The sequence below is a fragment of the Fibrobacter sp. UWEL genome (assembly GCF_900142535.1).
Lineage (GTDB): Bacteria > Fibrobacterota > Fibrobacteria > Fibrobacterales > Fibrobacteraceae > Fibrobacter.
The window spans coordinates 39,423-60,178 of record NZ_FRBE01000009.1; the positions used below are offsets into that span (position 1 = coordinate 39,423).

16 protein-coding genes are annotated in these 20,756 nt (G+C 49.2%); 3 read left to right on the plus strand and 13 right to left on the minus strand.

The window, feature by feature from the left end:
• Positions 1–22 precede the first annotated feature (22 nt).
• The gene (locus tag BUB59_RS07320; protein WP_159433343.1) at positions 23–1,465 is read left to right on the plus strand and encodes a S41 family peptidase; all 1,443 of its coding nucleotides are present in this window, start codon (positions 23–25) and stop codon (positions 1,463–1,465) included.
• Positions 1,466–1,540: 75 nt separating this feature from the next.
• Here the strand turns inward: BUB59_RS07320 and BUB59_RS07325 are convergent, their stop codons facing one another.
• Positions 1,541–2,851 (minus strand): M23 family metallopeptidase, encoded by a 1,311-nt coding sequence (locus BUB59_RS07325; protein ID WP_073227841.1) that lies wholly within the window; start codon positions 2,849–2,851, stop codon positions 1,541–1,543.
• 120 nt (positions 2,852–2,971) lie between these two features.
• Positions 2,972–3,877: an FKBP-type peptidyl-prolyl cis-trans isomerase gene (locus tag BUB59_RS07330; protein ID WP_083540226.1), complete on the minus strand. Its 906-nt coding sequence runs from the start codon at positions 3,875–3,877 to the stop codon at positions 2,972–2,974.
• 146 nt (positions 3,878–4,023) lie between these two features.
• On the opposite strand from BUB59_RS07330, the gene glmS reads away from it, so the two are divergent.
• Both glmS and BUB59_RS07340 read left to right on the plus strand, forming a co-directional pair.
• Positions 4,024–5,850, plus strand: a complete 1,827-nt coding sequence (gene glmS / locus BUB59_RS07335; protein ID WP_073227844.1) for a glutamine--fructose-6-phosphate transaminase (isomerizing) — start codon at positions 4,024–4,026, stop codon at positions 5,848–5,850.
• A gap of 87 nt (positions 5,851–5,937) precedes the next feature.
• Positions 5,938–7,560, plus strand: coding sequence for a segregation/condensation protein A (locus BUB59_RS07340; protein ID WP_073227847.1), 1,623 nt, complete (start codon positions 5,938–5,940; stop codon positions 7,558–7,560).
• Between the two features lie 71 nt (positions 7,561–7,631).
• On the opposite strand, the gene BUB59_RS07345 is transcribed toward BUB59_RS07340, so the two are convergent.
• The 11 genes from BUB59_RS07345 to BUB59_RS07395 all read right to left on the minus strand — a co-directional run bounded on the left by BUB59_RS07345 (position 7,632) and on the right by BUB59_RS07395 (position 20,754).
• Entirely contained in the window at positions 7,632–8,345 is a 714-nt protein-coding gene (locus BUB59_RS07345) for a zinc metallopeptidase (protein ID WP_073227850.1), read from the minus strand.
• A gap of 72 nt (positions 8,346–8,417) precedes the next feature.
• Positions 8,418–9,608, minus strand: coding sequence for an ABC transporter permease (locus tag BUB59_RS07350; protein WP_073227853.1), 1,191 nt, complete (start codon positions 9,606–9,608; stop codon positions 8,418–8,420).
• The gene (locus BUB59_RS07355; RefSeq protein WP_143160275.1) at positions 9,605–10,777 is read right to left on the minus strand and encodes an ABC transporter permease; all 1,173 of its coding nucleotides are present in this window, start codon (positions 10,775–10,777) and stop codon (positions 9,605–9,607) included. The genes BUB59_RS07350 and BUB59_RS07355 overlap by 4 nt, the downstream gene beginning before the upstream one ends.
• 18 nt (positions 10,778–10,795) lie before the next feature.
• Positions 10,796–11,794 carry an HlyD family secretion protein gene (locus tag BUB59_RS07360; RefSeq protein ID WP_073227858.1) on the minus strand — a complete coding sequence of 333 codons (999 nt, stop codon included), beginning with the start codon at positions 11,792–11,794 and terminating at the stop codon, positions 10,796–10,798.
• A gap of 31 nt (positions 11,795–11,825) precedes the next feature.
• Complete coding sequence (locus BUB59_RS07365) at positions 11,826–13,598, minus strand: TolC family protein (protein ID WP_083540227.1); 1,773 nt, start codon at positions 13,596–13,598, stop codon at positions 11,826–11,828.
• Positions 13,599–13,745: 147 nt separating this feature from the next.
• Positions 13,746–15,398 carry a lamin tail domain-containing protein gene (locus BUB59_RS07370; RefSeq protein ID WP_073228062.1) on the minus strand — a complete coding sequence of 551 codons (1,653 nt, stop codon included), beginning with the start codon at positions 15,396–15,398 and terminating at the stop codon, positions 13,746–13,748.
• A 34-nt stretch (positions 15,399–15,432) separates the two neighbouring features.
• Complete coding sequence (locus tag BUB59_RS07375; protein ID WP_073227866.1) at positions 15,433–16,263, minus strand: polyphosphate polymerase domain-containing protein; 831 nt, start codon at positions 16,261–16,263, stop codon at positions 15,433–15,435.
• A 1-nt stretch (position 16,264) separates the two neighbouring features.
• Positions 16,265–17,644: a TolC family protein gene (locus tag BUB59_RS07380; RefSeq protein WP_073227868.1), complete on the minus strand. Its 1,380-nt coding sequence runs from the start codon at positions 17,642–17,644 to the stop codon at positions 16,265–16,267.
• Positions 17,645–17,741: 97 nt separating this feature from the next.
• The gene (locus tag BUB59_RS07385; RefSeq protein WP_073227870.1) at positions 17,742–18,806 is read right to left on the minus strand and encodes an HlyD family secretion protein; all 1,065 of its coding nucleotides are present in this window, start codon (positions 18,804–18,806) and stop codon (positions 17,742–17,744) included.
• A 12-nt stretch (positions 18,807–18,818) separates the two neighbouring features.
• Positions 18,819–19,502, minus strand: coding sequence for a DUF4956 domain-containing protein (locus tag BUB59_RS07390; RefSeq protein WP_073227873.1), 684 nt, complete (start codon positions 19,500–19,502; stop codon positions 18,819–18,821).
• Positions 19,503–19,725: 223 nt separating this feature from the next.
• Entirely contained in the window at positions 19,726–20,754 is a 1,029-nt protein-coding gene (locus BUB59_RS07395; RefSeq protein ID WP_073227876.1) for a VWA domain-containing protein, read from the minus strand.
• Positions 20,755–20,756: the final 2 nt, after the last annotated feature.

Sequence of the window (20,756 nt, forward strand, 5' to 3'; positions counted from 1 at the left end):
GGAGGAACAAATGAGTATTAAAATGAAAAAGAATCTTTTGGGCATAAGCCTTATTTCCGCATTAGCATTTGTAGGATGCTCTTCGGATAGCGACAACGAGGGAATCATTCTCCCCAGTACTACCGCAGGAGAACAAGTTGCAGGATCCAGTAGTTCCCAAAATCAAATTCCCGACGAACTTGAATACAACTACGAGTTACTCAATTTCTACTACTTCTACGCCCACTTGGATAACGAGCTGAGCGAGGATATCCAGGATTACTACAACTCCCCCTTCCAAGATAGTTACGGATATAGCGCATGCACAATTAGGTACACCGACGTATGCTACATGTATTCTAAAATGCAGGATCGTTTTACCCGTTACTACGACCCCAATTACGCAAGCCGCGTGTACGCCATGCTGAACGAATCTGAATCCGCGGTAGGTATCGGTGCAGAGATCGATTCCGTTGCCGCAGGTGACCAAGGCGCCCTGGTATTTTCCCAGGTCTATCCTAAATCCCCTGCAGAAAAAGCCGGGGTAAAAGCAAACGACACCTTGCTCACCGTCGAGAACACTGTTCCCGGCTCCACCAAGGCACTTGAAACTCTCCTGACAGGCAAGGAAGGGGATTCCGTCGCAGTGGAAGTAAAACGTGGACAAGACACACTAGCAATGAAAATCGAAATTGCCCAATATCAGGTGCCTACGGTTTTCGTCAGCTACAAGGATTCCATTCCCGTCATCCACATTACAGAATTCACCAGTAAAACCGTCAACGACAGTGGTACCTATGCCGAATTCAAGGAAGCACTTAGAGCAACAGAAGGCGCCAAGGCAACCATCATCGACCTTCGCGATAATCCGGGCGGAGACGTTGATCAGTGCAACAGCATTTCTGCAGAATTGCTAAGCAACGGAGACACGGTTATCATCGACATCGAAACCAACGTGGATTCCACCTTCAAGAATGGGAAATTTAACTACGTCCAGGTATTCGATACCGTCACTTACACAGCAACAAGAGATGGCATCGGCAAGGACCGTTACTATGTATTCCTGTCCAGCGACACCTCCGCCAGCTGTGCAGAAGTCTTGTTGTCCGCAATGACCGTCAACAGAAAATCTCCTGTGGTCGGCCTCAACTCCTACGGTAAGGGAATCGGCCAGTACCTACTACCCACCGTCAAGAACGGTCTAGCCCTAATCACCGGACTTCGTTCCATGGATAAGAACGGAGACGTTTACCACACCTTTGGCATCGCCCCGGACTTTGAAATCGAAGATCCTGATGAACAGTTGGCAAAGGCTGTGGAATTGGCTAAGGATCCTTTCAAGATTGAACATACTGCAGGGTATGGAAAGGAAAATACGGGCAACTTCCTTAAGAAGGCTCGCCCTGCAAGCAGCGAAGGATTCTTCCCCAAGAACAGGAAGGAATTCTACAAATCTCTCAACGGCGCCTTACGCAACAAGAAGTAATTCGCCAGTGATAAAAAAGCAAAAAGTCCGACATAAAGTCGGACTTTTTTTTCTGGAAAAATTTAAGAGGGAGGTTTAAAGTTTGATCATTCGGACCATCACTTCCGTCGTATCATTGGCCTTGACCGCAGGAGCAGCCAAGGTCTTTTCAATCTGACTTCGAATTTCAACTACCTGTTTCTGAAGACGAGCAAGGCGTTCACCCGTAAGCTTTGGTGCCGCAATCATCGTCTTGCTTGCAGGATTGATCCAGGCGCCCTTTTCGTTCTTGAAGCCCAAGTGAAGGTGAGGACCGGTGCTGCGGCCCGTATTACCCACGCGGCCAATAACCTGACGTGCAGCCACATGAGTACCCACACCCACACCGCGGGTAGAGAGATGCATGTACCAGCTTTCAGAGTTATCACGATGACGAATGGCAATCTTGTTACCGCTAAATTCGTCATATCCAGATACAGTAACGTTTCCTTCTGCAACAGCATAAACCGGAGTTCCAACGGGATTTCCACCGTAGTCAATACCATGATGGGCCTTACGCTGACCGGTAATAGGATGGATGCGAGAGCCGAAGGGGCTTGTAATGTGGAGGCGGTCCAGAGGGTAGCGAAGTCCATCAAAAATCAGTGCTTCACCCTTTTCTGTATAATGAGTGTTGAAGGAACTCTTGGGATCTCCATCATCATAGCGGAAGGCCTCGTGATGTCCTACCACACGGCCATTGAATTCTGCGTATACCACCTTACCGGAAATCCAGATAGAATCCTGATAGAACGTTTCCTCCAGAAGGATGCGGAAACTATCTCCCGGCTGAGCCTGAGCGAAGGCTACCTTACACTGGAGAACTCCACTGACAATGCCCACCATACGGCCAGGAATACCCACCTTAAAAAGAGTGCCATTCAAGGTACTGCCCGCAGCAAGAGTTCCCTCGAAAATGGACAATCTGCGAACAACAGGCTTATCCAATCTGCTGTAAACGTAGCCTCCATCGGTTTTGGTCAACATATGGACTGTAGCAGGATTGGTCGCATATCTGAAACGCTGGACGCTGCCAGCAGAATCAATGGCCGCATAAAAGACCTGTCCCACGCGCATGGCGGAAAGTTCTACACTGTCCTGCATGGCAAGGACAATCTTCCCGCGTTCCGTCTGGTTGATATGCATACGGGAGAGAACCTGGAATAAGCCATCACCCGCACGAACGGTATCGTTTTCAATATCCCAATTCACAGGCACAAACTGAGTGTTTTCAATAACAGACTGTAGAGAATCCACCTTAGCCTTCAGGACCTGCCCCTCGGCTTTTAAGGATTCAATCTTCTTTTCTTCATTACAGGCCGTAAATATTAAAGCAAGTATTGCACAAACGGCAAGCTTACGCACCATGAACACCTCAGTAAATATCAACAGAAAATGCAAAAGTAAAGTTGGAGTTTACAAAATAAAAAAATTCCCCGGATTGTCTCCAGGGAACTTTCGAAAAGACTTTTCTAATCTAGGAAATCTTTACTGTGCTGCGGCAGCTGCGGGAGCAGCGGGTGCGGCAGGTGCAGCTGCAGGAGCTGCGGTTTCAGCCTTAGCAGGAGCAGCCTTCTTAGGGGCCTTCTTTTCTGCCTTAGGAGCAGCCTTCACTTCCGGCTTTGCAGGTTCTGCAGGCTTAACTTCTTCAGCAGCGTGGGTGTCGATCAATTCCATTTCGAACACGAGAGTGCTGTTACCCGGAATCTGCGGGCCACGACCACGAGGACCGTAAGCGATGTCGCTAGGAATCCATGCGGTAACCTTTTCGCCCACCTTCATGAGCTTCAGCATTTCGGTCCAACCCGGAATCACTGCGCCAATGGGGAATTCCAGAGGCTGGCCACGGTCAACAGAGCTGTCGAACTTGGTGCCGTCCAGAAGAGTACCAGTGTAGTGAACCTTGACGATGTGGCCATCGGCAGGAGTAGCACCATCAGCATTACCTTCGGTAATTACCTTGTACTGAAGACCACTTTCGGTGGTAATCACGCCTTCAGCAGTCTTGTTCTTTGCAAGGAATGCTTCACCGGCAGCCTTGTTAGCTTCTGCAGCCAGGCTATCCTTCATTTCCTTTTCCTTCTGGCGAGACTGAGAAAGATTATTGAGAGTTTCAAACACGACGGAGTCAACCATCAGGTACTTGGTGGAATCTTCGTTATAACGTTCCTTGAAAGCCTGAATGAACAGATCCACATCCAGATCAATAGAGTCACGAGTGACCAGCTGGAAGTGAGCCTGGTTACCAAAGTGAGCACCGAGAGCGTAGCTATACTTTTCCTTTTCGGTAACCAAAGAAGTCTTAGTCTGAGCGGCACCACCCTGGCAGAACTGATCGCAACCGGTCATAGCCAAAGCAAGAGCGCCTGCAGCAATAATCAATTTCTTGTTCATTCTTATTCCTTTTTTTATAGACTTATGTCCATTTTTGTTTGTTTCCCGAAAAAATAACAAAAATCCCATACCAAAGGCACGGATAAACTCTTTTTTACCAAAAGTTTTTCATATATTGCCCTCAATAAGTAAATCAAGGAATTTTTATGTGCGGAATCGTTGGTTACATCGGTCAAAATGAAGCATTGCCAATCCTCGTAGGCGGATTAAAGAAACTCGAATACCGTGGTTACGATAGTTCCGGCGTTTCCATCTTGAACGAAAACACAATTACCACAGTTCGAGCTTCCGGCAAGATTTCAGCCCTGGAAGAAAAACTGAAGGCAACTCCAGCTGTGGGTAATCTGGGTATTGCCCACACCCGTTGGGCCACCCACGGTGCTCCTACCGAACAGAATGCCCACCCTCACACCAGTTTTGACGGCAAGATTTCCATTGTCCATAACGGCATTATCGAAAACTACGCCGTACTGAAGAAACGTCTCCAGGCCGATGGCATCCAATTCAAGTCCGAAACCGATACAGAAGTGGTAGCCCATCTTATCGCCAAGTATTACAATGGCAACCTGAAGGACGCCGTTCTTAAGGCTCTTTCCCTGATTGAAGGAACATTCGGCCTTGCTGTGATTTGCAGCGAACGTCCCGGCACCTTGATTGGTGCCCGCCGCGGAAGTCCCCTGATTCTTGGCATTGGCCAGAATGAATTCTACTTGGCTAGTGACGTGTCCGCAATTATCAGCCACACCCAGAAAGTGGTCTATCTGGAAGACAACGATGTGGTGGAAATCCACAACGATGGATACAACCTGCTAAACATTCTGCGTCAGCCGGTGCAGCACGAAGTCCAGGATGTGGAATTCGATGCAGACTCCATTGCCAAGGGCGGTTTCGCCCACTTCATGTTGAAAGAAATTTTTGAACAGCCCGAAGTACTGCGCAACACAATGCGCGGTCGTCTCCTGGCTGCCGAAGGTAACGCAAAGCTTGCTGGTCTGGACACCAACATCAAGGAACTGCGTAACATCAACCGCATTATCATTACAGCCTGCGGTACCAGCTACTACGCCGGTATGGTGGGTGAATACATGATTGAAGATCTGGCTGGGGTTCCCGTAGAAGTGGAATACGCTTCTGAATTCCGTTACCGCAATCCCATCATTAAGCCGGGCACCTTGGTCCTAGCCATTTCCCAGTCCGGTGAAACCGCCGATACACTGGCCGCCTTGAAGGAAGCTCAGCAGAAGGGAGCAACCGCTCTTGCCATCTGTAACGGAGTGGGTTCAACCATTGCACGTACAAGCGACGGTGGCGTCTACCTCCATGCAGGTCCCGAAATTGGCGTTGCCTCTACTAAGGCATTTACCTCCCAGGTTACTGTTCTAGCCATGATTGCATTGCTGTTGGGCCGTCAGCGCCGTCTCAGCTTCGAAAGCGGTATGGACATCGTGAAGTCCATGCAAGAACTTCCGGAACTTCTGGAACAAACCCTGAAGCTTTCCGACCAGATTGCAGGCATTGCCCAGAAGTATGCCAAGGCAGGAAACTTCCTGTACCTAGGTCGTCACTACAACTACCCTGTGGCGATGGAAGGCGCATTGAAGCTGAAGGAAATCAGCTACATCCACGCCGAAGGTTATCCCGCTGCAGAAATGAAGCATGGACCGATTGCCCTTATCGACGAAAACATGCCGGTGGTAGTGATTGCACCTAAGGACGCCCTCTTCGACAAGGTCATCAGCAACGTTCGCGAAATCAAGGCTCGTGGCGGCAAGGTCATCGCCATCACCACCGAAGATTGTCACCCGCTGGACGAAATCGCAGACCATCTGATCAAGGTTCCCAAGACATTGAGCATGTTGATGCCCATCCTTACTTGCGTTCCCCTGCAGTTGATGGCATACCACATCGCAGTCCTCCGCGGCAACGATGTGGACCAGCCCCGCAATCTGGCAAAGAGCGTGACTGTAGAATAAACCAGAACGTCATTCTGAACTCGTTTCAGAATCTGCTAAAACACCTGAGGAAAAAGCCTTGGGTGTTTTTTTCTACATTTGTGACCTATGGAAGTGGAACAGGAACTTTTAGAACAGGATGAATACGAAGTCCGCATTGGAGCCTTCAACGGCCCCATGGATCTTCTGGTTTATCTAGTCCAGAAAAAAGAAGTTCCTCTAGAACAGATTTCCATTGCAGAAATTGCAGACCAGTTCCTCAAGTGGGTAAACGTCTATAGTCAATCCACCAGTATGGACCTTTCCAAGGCAGGTGACTTCCTTTCCATGGCAAGCCGCCTCATGGCATTGAAGGTTCAGGAACTACTCCCCGCCGATGAACGTGATCCCGAAATGGAAGCGGAATACAACGAAGACCGCGAAGCCCTCATGAAGGAAATGTTGGAATACCAGCGTTTCAAGCAAGTGGCCAGCGGCCTTCAGGAAATGGAAGGGGAAAACTTCGGAACCTATTCCCGTGGTCGTCTGGAAAAGACCCAGACCGACGACGAAACCTTGGCGGATGCAAACATCTGGCAGCTTTTCCGAGCCTACCAGAAGAGCCTCAAGACAAAGATTTCCGAAACAATCCATCATATTGAGCTGGACTACGTGACCATTCAGGACCGTCAGCAAGCCATTAACAACTTCCTCAGTGTAAATGGACGCGCGCTCTTCGAAGACCTGCTTGATAACGATTCCCATCCAATTGTGGCAGCTGTGACCTTCATGGCCATGCTGGAAATGATCAAGACCGACGAAATCGTCTTTAGACAGAGCGAACTGTTTGGACCAATCTGGATTTACCGCAAGAAGAACAACGCAGACTACGCCGATGAAATGGCAAGAGAAACCGTATTCTTCAGTAAGGATCCGGACGTCAAACCTGGCCTAGTGGAGGCCATCCGTAATCAGGCCCTGGCCCGCTCTAAGGAACAGACTGTAGGTGATCTGGCGGCCGTCATGCGCGAAGCCGTGCAGTGGACCGAAAGCGGCCGAAACGTTTCTGAAGATGACCTTACCGCCATGCTGGAAGGTAAGGTGGATATGTCCGACGTTCAGGAAAATCCCTTCGCCGAGATGATGAAGGCAGATGAAGCTGCCGAACAGCAAGCCGCAGGCGCCCAGCCTCCTGCAGAAAACGTTCCGACCGAAGTTTCTAACCTAGAACCCACCGCAGATTCCGCAGTGACAACTGAGGAAGAGCCAGCTGTTGATATCTCCGCAGAAGTCCCTACACTCTCTGCTACCGAGGAATCTTTTGAAGAAGAACTTCCCGCAGTTTACTCCTCCAACAACGATGATGACGACGAAGACGTTCCCCCTGTGGTCATAACTTCCGCAGACGATGACGAGGAAGAAGAGCTCCCCACAGTCGTTTCCGCAAGAGAAGCGACTCAGGACCCCGCCCCCACGCAGGAGGCATCTTCCGAGAAGCAAATGTCTGACGAAGAATTTGCAGAATTCATGAAAAAGGCTCAGGAATTCTACAGTAACGGCGGCACCTCTCCGGAAGCACCTGCAGCCCCCATCATCCAACCCGATGTAGAAGAAACCCCTGTCATTCAAAAGGCTGCAGAACCTGAAGAAGACAAGGACGATGAACCATTCTTCGCAGGTAACGAAATGACAGATGCAGAGTACATTGCCTACCTGACGCGAAGCGCCAAGAACTTCGGCAAGAAAGACTAAGACAAAATTTCAAAATGAAAATAGCACCGCCGTGTAGCGGTGCCTTTTCATATCTAATTGGAAGAGTTTCGTTAATCTCGCCTTCCGCCAAACAGCCCTGCTCGATAAGCCCAGTAAAGCAGCTGAAGGATGGAACCAATAGCGGCAGCCACGTAGGTAAGACCAGCGGCAAACAGGACTCCGCTCACCGTATTGTATTCACGTCCCTGGGACACAATATCCAGGCGGGCAAGAATCTTCTTGGCTCGGCTGGAGGCATCGAACTCCACAGGAACAGTCACCAGAGTGAACAACGTGGTAGCAGCGAACAGCAGGACGCCAACAATAGCCACATCCTGACCGAAAGCCTTACCCATACCCATGAGCATAATGCCCAGGATGACAATCAGCGGGCCAAAGTTAGATCCGATATTTGCCACAGGCACAATTGCGGAACGAAGCCACATAGGGAAATAGCCCTGAGCATGCTGGATGGCATGACCAACTTCGTGAGCAGCAACTCCAGCAGCGCTGGCGCTACGACCGTAATAAACTTCACGAGACAAGTTCAAAGTCTTGTTCATAGGATTATAATGGTCCGACAGGAATCCGTGATGTTCCAGAACCTGAACATCCGTAATGCCAGCGTCCATCAGAATCGCCTTAGCAATGTCAGCCCCCGTCAAGCCGCTGGAAATACCCACTTTCTGGCCAGCAGCAAAGCGAGTCTTCACCATCATGGAAACGCCGCCGGAAAGGAGCAGCGTAATGAGCAGAATTCCCATATAAAGGGGATCAAACATCATATTATTACCTCTTTATCGTTATCGACAAAACCACATGTCCTGTCAAATCTTTCTACCCTAAATGTACAAAAATTACATATCGCCAGTCTTCAGCGGGGTATTGTCACGAATTCTGGTAAGAACCAGACCTAACAGCATGTAGAACACCGCCTGCAGGGCCAAAGGATAAAGCAAGGAAGAAGCCTCGTAAATATCCGCACCGCGCTGTTCAATACTCAACCAAGCCGGAACAGCAAAGGTAGAAGGCAATAAAGCAGAAATACCATACATCCAGTTCGGAATCAATTCCGTGGGCCAGCTAAAGTTGGACAGGAACAAAATCGGAATGCTCATATACAGGAAGATCTGCATACTAGTCTCGCGGCGGAGGAATACCTGAGAAAGAACCATACCGAAATTGATGGTACTAAACAGGAACACCACAGCAAAGGCTATCATGGGCAGAACTTGACCACGACGGGGGAAATCAAACACATTGTACACCACAAAGTGGTAGAACAAGATAAAGCTGCAATAGTGAAGGAAATATGCCAGAGAACGACCGAAATAACGGTAAGGCATCCGTTCGTTTTCCACTTCACTGTCACGAAGTTTCTTGCGGAACTTGCGATGGGCGCGAGCACCACCTAGTACACAAATACCAATGACCAGAGTCTGCTGGAGAATCAGCACCAATACACTGGGAACCACGTAATTGGAATAGCTGCCAGTATTATTGTACAAGGTCTGAATGCTAATCGGGGTTGGATCGCGCATGGCCATGGCCTTGGCGGCAGGAACCCTTCTTCCCAATGCAATTCGTTTCACCTTTGTGGTTGCACCCACGGTCAAAGCACATGTGGTAAATGCAGTACCGATGTTACCATGAAGCATGACGTATGCACCATGAGTATATACGTTCACCGTAGCGGTACCGCCATTACGCAAGGTCTTTTCCATGTCCTGGGGAATGACCATGAAACCGAAAATCTTATCATCGGCCATTGCGTTTTCCGCATCACGCAAGTCGGAGAATACATACTGCACATCAATCTGCTGAGCGGCAGCTGACATTTGCGTCAGCTGTCGAGACATGACCGTATGATCCAAATCCACTACAGCCACAGGAACCTTGGATACCGTCTGGTTCATGTAAGGCGTAGGATAGTAGAACGCATAAAGGATACCCGCAACTACCAGAAGCAACACTGCGGCGGCATCCGTATAGAACAGTTTCCATTCAGCGAAAGCTACTTTAATGAGGCGTGTCAAAACTTCGATCATTCTTTAACAGCCTCCCCCAAAATGTTTACAGCCTGCAAGCTCCATTCCTTTTCGCGCTTGGCAGCAACCTTCCAGCGGATAAAGAACAGACGAGTAGCAAGCAAATGCCAGAACAAGGCCATGAACATGAGAATCACGATGGATTCCCATGCGTGAGCCTTCCCCGCTTCTCCAAGAAGCATACTGGACTGAACCTTAAGAACGTGAGTCAAAGGCAAGCAGAATGCAAAACAGCGTACCGCGAAAGGCATGGCCATAATGGGGAACGTCTGACCAGCAAAAGCAAATGCGGGCCCAGCAATGACGCCAGCCACACTGGTTCCAAAACGCATGTTCCCCGTGATGGCAACAAAGGCAGCACCTGCGCCGTTACAAGCGAACACCATGGCCACCTGACCAGACGCGGTGATGATGAATTCGTCCAACGTCATGGGAGCCATAAAGCGGTGGGTATAAGCATACACACCCACCATAGCCATGGATTGAATAATTCCCAGCGGAATAATGGTTGCAAGTCCTAGAATTGCACGAGAGCCGCCGGCAGCAGCCAGATATTCGCGAACACGATGGTCACGGAATGGCAAGCTAAACATGTACACCGCAGCCAAAATGCAAGCCAAATGGAAAATGGCGGTCACAAGACCCATCCCCAAAAAGCCCTGATAGTTTCCGGTGGAATTACCTACGGACTGAAGGGACACCTTAACCGGATCATTCATTCCCTTGGTAAAAAGGTTTGCCCCGATGGAAGAAATAACCGTACGGATTTCCTTTGTGGCAAAGGAATTGGTCAAGTAATTCTGTCCGCTGGAGTAAACAGGAATGACAGGGGTTTCAAAGCGAAGAGCACGGCGTTCCAGGTCGTAAGGCAAAAGCACGAAAGCTTGCAATTCGCCCTTTACCACCGCATGTTCACACTCGCTAAAATCACTGCATACCATCGCCACATCCACCACGGGATTGGCACGGAAGCCTTCCTCAAGTTCGTCTGCCAGCTGGCTACGATCCTGCTTGATGACACCAATAGGAATATGCTGGAGAATTTCAGCCGAAAACACGTCCACCATAAAGACAGACGTCGCAATAGGCAAGATAAGGATCACCAGCCACATCACCAGATTGTGGCCGAAATAAATCGTCCTTATCGTTCTAAAAAAACTAAGAAACACGAGAACCGTCCAGCGAGATTACTGAATCTGATCCACGGGGAAAAGAACGCTCATGCCCGGGCGGAGATTTTCAATCTTTGCCTTCGGACGCATACGAACTTCAAAGCTCTTCAAATCAAAGCCACCACTTTCCTTGGAAGAACGCCAGGTGGCATAGTCACCCACAGAGGCGATGTAGGAAACTTCCATTTCCACATGCTGGTCCAGAGCGGGAATATACATGGAGAAAGACTTACCCTTGGACACATTCTTCAGCATATCTTCACGAAGGTGGAAAACAGCCCAGGAATCATCCAGATCGGTAACAGCAAGAATAGGCATACCGGAGCCAACCACTTCACCTTCTTCAATCAGCTTTACAGATACTTCACCAGAGATCGGAGCGCGGATCTTGGTTTCTTCCAGATAAGCATCCACTTCTGCATTGGCACCCTTAGCCTGGAGAACCAACGCATTTGCGGCGGCCTTGTCTTCGGAACGAGCACCAGCCAGAGCCTGATCATACTGAGCCTTGGCAGCGTCTGCGGCAGACTGAGAAGCTCTCATCTGAGTTTCAGCCTCATCACGCTTCTGGAGAGGAAGAACACCTTCGCTGAAAAGTTTCTGCACGCGGTCGTAAGTATTGCGAGCAAGATTTGCAGCATCCTGAGCGCGATCTGCCATAGCCTTCAAGGCAGTCACATCTTCACTACGGGCACCATTGCGAGCCTTGGATGCCTGAGCACGAGCGGCACCGAGAGCACCCTGAGCCTGCATCTTCTTTGCTTCAATTTCGGGGCTGCTGATAATGGCGACGATAGCATTCTTTTCCACCATGTCACCTTCACGGAAGAACACAGTTTCTACACGACCAGGAACCTTACCGGCAACCAACACGCGACGAGCTTCCATCTGCCCCTGCAGGTATGCTTCACGAGGTTCAGTTGCAAACTTCTGCAAGGTGGAAATGCCCAGCACGATCAGTGCAATAAGGGCTGCAACCACAATCACTTTTCCGATAACTTTCAGAGCTTTCATCACTTATTCTCCATTTTCTAAAATCTTGATCTTACTGAGCCTGGGCAGGAGCTTCGACTACAGGCTGAGCAGCTTCTGCAGGAGCTGCGGGAGGGACAGGTTCATTAGCAGCATCTGCAGCAGGCATAGCCATAGGAGGCTGGACAGCCTGTGCCTCGGCAGGCTTGGCAGGCTCGACAACCTTAGCAGCCTCTTCAGCGGGAGCGGGTTCCACGGGCTTAACGTCCTTCAGCATTTCACCCGCATTAGCCACTTCGCCGCTTGCTTCCAGCAAACCAAGCCAGGCCACTACAGCGTCAAAATGAGCTTTCAGTTCGGCAACCTGCAGACGGGAAAGAGCCAGTTCGGCATCCACCACATCCAAACCAGTAGCAAGACCTGCTTCATAAGCAAGAGTCTGGCTGCGATGAGCTTCTTCAGCCAATTCGCGAGTCTTAGACAAGCTTACCAGACGGCTCTTGGCATGTTCCTTTTCGCGCCAACGCTTTTCCACAAGAAGCTTAATGTTATCAACAGTCTGTTCTTCCATGCTACCCAGGGAGCGGTCCAGAGCCTTTGCGTTTGCAACCTTGGAACGAGTTTCGCCGCCCTTGAACAAATCCCACTGGAGTTTTGCACCCACAGCCCATTCCGGTTCCAGAATGGTCAAATCCTTGGTATACAGTTCCTTATAGGCAAAAAGAGCAACCATAGGATAGTAATCACCCTGGGCGGCACTTACTGCAGCCTGGGAACGCTTACGTTCCGTACGGAGCTGGGCCAGACCAGGATGCTTTTCCAAAGCCATCTGTTTGAATTCTTCCATGGAATGCATGTTCTCGGGAGTGAGTACCGGAGTCACAGCAGTCAAGCTCGTATCTGTGTGAAGCAGACTTGCGAGAGCCATACGGGCAAGGCTCTGATCTCGATAGGAATCTTCCAGAGCGTTTTCAGCTTCAGCCAAGGCAACTTCCGCACGGAGACGTTCGGCCTTACTAATCTGGCCACCTTCTTCCAACTTCTTGGAACGGGCAAGATGTTCTTCCAGGTTCTTCTTGGTCTCCTCACGCATAACGGTCAGTTCTTCTGCCAGACGCAAGGTGAAATACTTGGTCGCCACATCCATCAGCACCGTATTCTGAGCCATTTCAAATGCGGCCTTCTTGGCAGTCACATTATCCTTGGCAGCACTATAGGCTGCAGTACGCTTAAAGCCAGTAAACAAAGGCCAGATGGCGGTCAAGCGAGCGTTAAAGAACACATCGTCCTGAACCTTCATACTAAAGTCCTTGGAGTCCTTGATCTTTTCGGAGGCTGCGGCGCCATACTTTTCGGCCTGCTGGACAGCAGCGTCATTTGCATCCTTGCTAGACACAACCCCGCTCCAGATGTCCCCCATCTTGGCATCCACTGCAGCCTTAGCCTGAGTTTTTGCAGCATCTTCGGTCATACCGGCGGCAACCATCTGCTTTACAGCACCATCATACAATTCACCATACTTCTTTTCGTAGGCGGCATTGTAAGTAGATACATAGGCCTTGGAATAGGCGGCGGCACCGGCAATATCACTTAGAGGGCCCTGCAGGGAACTTAAGTCAATTGTGATAGGATCATTGATCTTTGTAACACTAGCTGTCAAGGTAAGCTGGGGCATAAAACGAGAACGAGCTTCGCTCTGGCCACTTTCAGCCATTTCGACCTTAGCCTTTTCAGCCTTAATCTGGGAATTGCTGCTTTTTGCCATTTCAATGGCGTCGGATAGCGTAATCGGAGCTGCAGAAGCAGCCATACAAGACGTAAGTAAGAGAGCCCAATACTTTTTCATAGCATTGGATAAAATAATAAATATCGGGAAATAAGCACCAGCGTTTTTCTTACAATTTGGACGAAAACGCTTACAATAAGGATACAGAAGCTTTTTTAGGGGATAAAAAAAGTCCCCTTTCTCAGGGGACCCTAAAATCAAGTTTTATTACTTACCTACAGTAGGTTCGGCAGCCTTCCATGCAGAGGGACCGTAGCCCATTGTCGTCACATTGGTACGATGGAGGCTAAAGCCAGCGCCATCGGCGTCCGTAAGACCAGCCCAGGCGTCGGAATACAGAGTTGCATCATGCCAAACGTAGAAGTACTTTGTAGCACCACTCTTGTCCTTGGAAGTAGAATAAGGTTCCTTCACAGCAATGGTTTCACCTCGGTTAGAAAGCTTACCGGAATAGGTGAAAATCTGAACATCGGCAGGAACTCCATAGGAGGAACGAACCAGATCAGGACCATAGCCCGGAACATTCACATCTTCCAGAGTTGCAGGAATCAAGAGAATACGACCATTTGCAGGAATTACATCATTGGGGCCAAATTCAATGTTCACACCTTCAACCTTCCAGCCCTTCTTTGCAGTAGTGCTATAGAGGGTAATGGGAGCGGCAGTTGCATTTACCAGTTCCAGGAATTCAAAGGGAAGCAGGCCCTTTTCATTCGGATGGTAATGAATTTCATCAATGTAAACAGAACCCAGCTTGAGAGCGGAGTTTGCAGCACCCGGAGTAGCTTCTGCCAGAGGACCTTGAGCAATAGAGCCATCAGCCACATCCACAGTACCGCTAACACCAGTACCAGCAGGAATCCAAATACTAGATTCCTGACCTTCGGCAAGGCCGTACAGATAGATTTCACCACCCTGATCGGAAACAACCAATTCCTTACTGAAGGCGGTTGCACCATCCAGAACCAGATAGCCACCTGCGGGAACAACGCCTGCATTTACAGTCAAGGTGTCATCACGAAGCTTTACATACAAAGTCCAGCCGGAAACGTCTACATCCACAGTTCCTGCATTGTACAATTCAATCCAGGATGCTTCATAGCCTGCGGCTCCCAGAGCAGAAGGCTTCACTTCGTTAATACGAACTGTGTTTACGGCCTCGATACAAGCATCGTTGCCAACACCCGGATTACCATTGGGTGCAGCACTTGCACACCAGGAAACAGACTGAGCAGCGATGCCACCAGTATAAACTAGAGAGCGACCCTTACCATCAGCAAGGCTAGGCCAAGGAGGTTCACTGCTGAATGCACAAGTCACGTCACCTTCGCCACGGACCTTCACATTCACCACGCCACCTTCGTTTACCATCTTGCCAGTCATGCCGCCAAAGACACGACCTGCGAAAGTGGGATAGGTAGACTTGAACAAAGTTTCATCGTTCGTAACCACCACGTACTCGCCCTTTTTCAAGGGCTCAGCGGGGAAAGTAAAGTCCACATCACCGCTCAAATGCAAGGCGTAGTTCACCATGTTGTCCATGTCGGAACCACCAGCGATATAGATTTCCACCCATTCCAGAGCAGATCCGCCAGCGGAGTTATACATAATCTCGGAGCAGGCCATCTGAGGTTCATCGGTTTCAGACAAGGAAGAACTGGAAACCAGAACGCTGTTACCAGCGGAAGAAGAGGTAGGAACGGCAGTATTTGCGGAAGAAAGACCGCCTACACCTGCAGAAGAAGTTGCAACCGGGTCACCAGACGGCTGAGTCGGAGATGACGGATCGTCAGAGCATGCGGCCATCATGGAAACGAGGGCAACGCCAGCACCTGCAGTAATAATCTTTTTGATATCCATAGGAGACATCCTTTATGAGAGTATTTTCTCTATATTACAAATTTTCTTCCAGAGTCGTACCAAGTTTTGTCCAGTAGGGGGTCTTGAAACGACGAGGATTTTCATAAATTCGCTGCCATTCCGCGGCGGCATTACCAAACTTGGAGAATCCGCCCTGTTTTAAGTTCAGGAATCGGATCAAGTCAATCATCCAGTAGGGCACCTGAGAGCAGGGACACTTCAGTTCCAATACGGCATCACAACCCGGCAAGAAGAATCGGGGAATACCCGTAGATTGCATATAGTGGGGATCCACCGTATAGTCGAAACCGTTTTCTTCGCGGAAACGCATGCCAGTATCGATAGTCACGCGGGAGTATTCTTCACGGAGGCCAAACCAGGCACGACGCTTATATTGAGTCAACAGACGAGGATGAGCGCCATGAAGTTCAGTCTTGTACAAGAAGTCCTTCAAATACTTACGGTCTTTTTCACCCTTGCAAGGCCATTCGTCTGGAGTCATATGCCAGACTTCGCCAGGATTAATTCCCTTAATAGTAGCGCGGCTCTTATAGCAAATGCTCTTAATCTTACGTTTCACCTCAAAGTGGAACGTACCATCCTGTGCAGGATGCTCACCGTAAGTGCGGATACGCATATTAAAGCGATCCAACAACTGTTTTTTCTTCCAACCCAGGAACGTCCAGGAGGGAGTATCCAAATACAGATTGGTAATCCAGTAGAATCCACCAGGTGTAATTTTGGAGTAGTAGTCTTCTTCGCAATAGGGAGCAATGAAGGCGCCGATCTTATCGGCCCATTCCACAGGGATGTGGTACTTCAGCTCGAAGCGTTCGAGAAGACTAAATCCGCGGGCTTCTGCCATATTACTTCAGGCCCTTCTGGAGGTGATTCAGCACGCCTTCCTCGGAGAGGACGCCTGCATACTGAAGCAAAGCCAAGTAGCGGTTATAGATTTCGTTTTCCAGCTTGATAGCTTTCACATTGCTGGCGATAGCGCTTTCGCGTGCACGAAGCTGCAGCAAGGGATCAGAGCCAGCGTTCTTGGCAAACTGTTCAAAAATGCTATTGGAAGTAACCTGTTCCACAAATTCCTTCTGGACCTTCCACTGGGATACCAGAGAATTGATTTCTTCCACCAGCTTTGCAACCTTCTGGTTGATATCACGGACATCATCCATGTAATCACCTTCTGCATCCAGGTCTGCCACCTGAGCGCGAAGCTGACTATCCTTGTTACTATCGAAGAACGGCAGACGGAAAGCAAGGTTTGCAAAGAACTTATCGGCAGTCTTGCGATTGTCTGTTTCGGGAACGAGAACTCGTGCGGTAGAAGTACAGCCTAGCTGGCTTGTACAACCCGTTTCCTTTTCAAATTCACTCTTGTAATCGGAATAAGAACCAGTACCGTAAACATCATAGGCATCCAGGTCCTTATACTTTTCCATCATAGATTCAATCTTCATGGAATAGCCGATGCCAATGTGAGAGATGTAATCACGGTCGCTAGCCATATCCTGGCGAGCCTTGGACTTTTCTTCCTTCAGCTTACCGGCAGCCATAGCCATCAGGGGGAAGTTTTCGTCAACAGTAACGCCACCTTCCAGCTGCTTAATCACATCTTCAATGGAGGGGAGCCAGGAGGAATCCAGTTCTACAGTATCAAAATCAGGAACCCACTGGTGGAGCTTCACTGTGTAGAATTCAAGGGAAGTGCTATCGCTAATCAGTTCTGCACGAAGGTCAGCTTCTTTCTCGATTGCATCCATCAGTTCCTGGGGATTAAAACTAGGAGAACCAGACTTCAGGTGAAGGACTTCAATACGATCCAGATTTACCTGGTACAGTTCCTTGGTCAGCTGATTCATACGCTGACGCAGCAAGTAGTGGATGCCACGTTCATAGCGGTCATACAGGAGAACACCACGGTCCGCAGCCAAATGGGCTTTCTGATAAGCAGCCTGTGCTTCCCAGTGATCACGATCTGCAGAACCTTCGCCAAAGGCCTTGGGAACGACACGAAGTTCAAAGTCATGAGATGCAAAACTGAAGCCATCCAGCTTGTAGCGCAATTCCAACTTGTCCCAAAGTTTGGTACTTCTTCCAGTAGAAGTCATTTCTGCGCGTTTCTGGGCAGTCTGGTAACGCGGGTCATCATCCACAGACTTAATCAGCTTATCCCAAGTAAGGGGACTTGCAAAAGCTGCAGCGGACAATGCTAGAGTTGCCAAGCCAAACTTATTCATAAACACTACCTAATAATTAATTCTGGTTTCTACGATTCAAACATCCACAAACAATCTCTGAGCCCAATACTCAAAAATGTATTACTCAGAAAACGCACTACTCAGAGATAGTCACCATCTCACCCAAAAGGAACGGATTCTCTTCGGGAATCTTGATAATCACTTCACGACCGTGGATAGGCATTTCAGGCATCTTCCACATACGCATGGGGAATTCAACGATACGGCTGGACAGACCAACCACTTCGCCCTTAATAGCCTTGCCGGTACCACCCAAGGTACGGACCTTAACCGTTTCGCCAACGTCCATACGCTGGTACATACGTTCGTGAATGTAGCCACGAACCAGAGTGGGAGACTTATGGGTCAAGGTCACCACCGGAGCAAAGCTGGACATCTTTTCACCGTCGCGAGCATTCACAGAGCCCACAACCCAGTCTTCCTTAGCAACCTGAACCAGTTCTTCCTGCTGCTTCTGAAGTTCAGCAAGTTCCTTCTTCAGGTTTTCCACTTCGGTAGCACCGGCACTCTTCTGGAGGCGACCACTACTCTTGAGGAGCTTGATCTGTTCGTTAGCATTAGCCTGGAGAACAGCAAGTTCGTTCTTCAAGCTCTTGATGCGAAGGACTGTTGCGTCGCTGCCATCGTTCTGAGCGTTGGAACCCTTCAGGCTCTTCAGCTTGGCGGTAATTTCCTTGTTTCTCTGGTATTCAGTTTCCAGATTACGAATTTCGGACTTGAGGGTCAAGCTGCGAGAAGAAAGATCAGCCTTCACTTCGGCTACCTTCTGGTCAATTTCTGCAGTAGACAAGCTGCTGCGACCTTCAATAGCATCCAGTTCGCGGGTCAACTCGGTAATACGGAGCACCAGATCCGGACGGTTCAGTTCTACAATGGTGTCACCAGCATGAATGGACTGGCCAGGCATCACATGTACCTTCACCACTTCAGTGGGGCTGGGCAGGCTAATGGTGGTTTCAGTAGCTTCAGCGATGCCCTGGAACATAGAGGCCTTGCCAGCAAACATGAAACCCATCACAATAACAATCACAATGCTCAAGCACCAAGCGTAAATCAGTTTGTGCTTGTAGGCGTGAGCCACGCCAGCATTGGACTTGTGCTTATTCCAGAAAATGTCGAAAGCTTCTTCAATCTTATTCATGATTCACTCTCCTTACATTTCCGTGGTGGCGTCCTGCATCATGAACGCGATGTCTGAGATACCTTCGATTGCAGAAAGTTCCTTAATGATTTCTGCAGCGGGCTTGTTAGCGCGAAGACGGATCTGATAAGCGCAATCCACACGAGCACCGCCATCCACCTCACGCATAGTGATGAGAATGTAAGTCTTAAGATTCTTGCGAAGGACGTCTTCAATAGCCAGACGGGGAGCGGATTCGTTGGGCAATGCGAAACGGAGCATACCATCAAAGAAGTGCTTGGTACCAAGACCAGTACGGGAAATCAGGAAAGCAACGAGGCAGAAAGCCACAGTACCACCGAGAGCAGCACCCCAGGCATAAACACCGCAACCAATACCGGCGCCCAAGGAAGCGAAGATAAACATAATGTCGCGGGGATCCTTAAAGCTGGTACGGAAACGAACCACGGAAAGGGCACCCATCATACCAAGGCCACGGCCCACATTGTCACCGATGGCGGACATCACCATAGCGGCAACTACAGAACTCAAAACAATACCCTGAACGAAATTACGAGAGTAAGAAAGGCCAAGGAAGGTCTTTTCGTATGTCCAGGCGATGACGGAGGAAAGGATAAAGGCCAGAATGAGAGTATAGGCCAGAGTGATAAGAGATGCGTTGGCAGTGCCAGATTGGACCGCTAAAAGGTCGAGCATAGAGACTCCGTTTCGGTTTATAACAATTACACCCCATAATTTACTTTAAAAACGCCATTTTTCGGGCATTTTTTGTGTAAAAATGGTTGAACAAAAACCAAAGAAATCTCTAAATAGGAATCATTTTGGGAATAAAATGCCCTATTTTAACACACCCAAGTTCAAAATATAAAAAAGTGACAATTTCGTACGTGAAGTTCATCACATTTTACGAAAAATAAAATTAACTAAATCGCCCTGCAGTCTGCTTACGACGACGACCTCTTTCGGAGATTAAGGCTTCCAGCAGGAACAGCAAAGCGGCCATTCCAAGGAAAATCTGATAGCGATCCTGATAGTTTTCCATACGGTCACTGGATTGTTCCTTTTTCTCCAAAGTTGCGATTTCGGTCAGCACCTTCTGGAGCTGGAATTCACCGGGACTAGCATAGAAGTACAGACCGCCAGTCACATTTGCAATTTCCTGAAGAGTTCCGTCTTCCAGGCGAGTTGTCACAATATTGCCCTGTGCATCCTTCTTGTAGGCTACATCTCCATTTCTGGAGGGAACAGGAATAGGCACGCCTTCGCGAGAACCAATACCGATGGTATAAATGCGGATACCCATTTCGGCCGCTTCCTTGGCCGCATTTACAGCGGCAGCTTCCAGTTCTTCACCGTCACTCATGAGAATCATGACAGAATACTGGCCGCCACTGTTGGAATTGCGATAAAGATCCATACCCTTGCGTATTGCACGTTCCAGATTGGTACCAGGCATAAGCCAGCCAGGATTCAATTCGCGCAGCATGGACTGAACCGTACCATAATCCAAAGTGAGAGGTACCATGACCTGAGCTTCGCCAGAGAAAGCCACCAGCCCCACACGGTCGCCACTTAAGGATTCCAGGAATGCAGAGATTTCATGACGGCTACGAGTCAAGCGATTGGGTTTAATGTCTTCTGCCAACATGGAAAGAGAAATATCCTGCAAGAGAACAAGATCAAGGCCACGGCGTTCAATATGTTCCATCTTGTGCCCCCATTGCGGACGAGCAAGCGCAACAAACAGGAAAGCAATGGCTAAAAGAAGGATAAGAGCCTTAGCAAGACGACGCCAGGGAGAATGGGACGTGGAAAGCTTCGGCAACATGGTCAAGGACACAAATCGTGCAGCCAGTTTCTTACGACGATGGTTGGCGTACAGGAACAGAAGGGCAAATAACGGGAGGGAAAGTAAGCCCCACAAGAACATCGGTTCAGCAAAACGCATAA